Origin of the sequence: Neorhizobium phenanthreniclasticum, from assembly GCF_040066075.1 — a bacterium.
Taxonomy (GTDB): Bacteria; Pseudomonadota; Alphaproteobacteria; order Rhizobiales; family Rhizobiaceae; genus Neorhizobium; species Neorhizobium petrolearium.
This window is the reverse complement of record NZ_JBEAAL010000098.1, coordinates 1-711: the sequence shown is the minus strand read 5'-3', so window position 1 is coordinate 711 and position 711 is coordinate 1. Positions and strand designations below refer to the sequence as shown.

Here is a 711-nt window from a genome sequence, read left to right as displayed (position 1 = left end):
CCTTCGTCAGGATGTAGGCTTCCGCCTTGAACTTCTTGTGCGGCTTCACAGAACCCGGCTTGCACAGAATCTGGCCGCGCTCGACGCCGTTGCGGTCGACACCACGCAGCAGCGCGCCGATGTTGTCGCCGGCCTGGCCCTGGTCGAGCAGCTTGCGGAACATTTCAACGCCCGTGCAGGTCGTCTTCGTCGTCGGACGGATGCCGACGATCTCGACTTCCTCGCCGACCTTGATGATGCCACGCTCGACGCGGCCCGTCACAACCGTACCGCGGCCCGAGATCGAGAACACGTCTTCGATCGGCATCAGGAACGGCTGGTCGATCGGGCGCTCCGGCGTCGGAATGTAGGCGTCAACCGCAGCCATCAGCTCGCGGATCGCGTCTTCGCCGATCTTCTTGTCGCTGTCTTCAAGCGCAGCAAGCGCCGAACCCTTGATGATCGGGATGTCGTCGCCCGGGAAGTCGTAGGACGACAGAAGTTCACGAACTTCCAGCTCGACCAGCTCGAGAAGCTCGGCGTCGTCAACCTGGTCGACCTTGTTCAGGAACACGACGATCGCCGGAACGCCGACCTGGCGGGCGAGCAGGATGTGTTCGCGCGTCTGCGGCATCGGGCCGTCGGCAGCCGAAACAACCAGGATCGCGCCGTCCATCTGCGCAGCACCCGTGATCATGTTCTTAACATAGTCGGCGTGGCCGGGGCAGTCGA

The 711-nt window shown here is 63.3% G+C and carries 1 protein-coding gene; it reads right to left on the bottom strand.

Translation table 11 applies throughout. The features are described 5' to 3' along the window. Positions 1–711, bottom strand: a 711-nt coding sequence (locus ABK249_RS33885) for a GTP-binding protein (RefSeq protein WP_348864937.1), incomplete at both ends; no start/stop codon positions are given.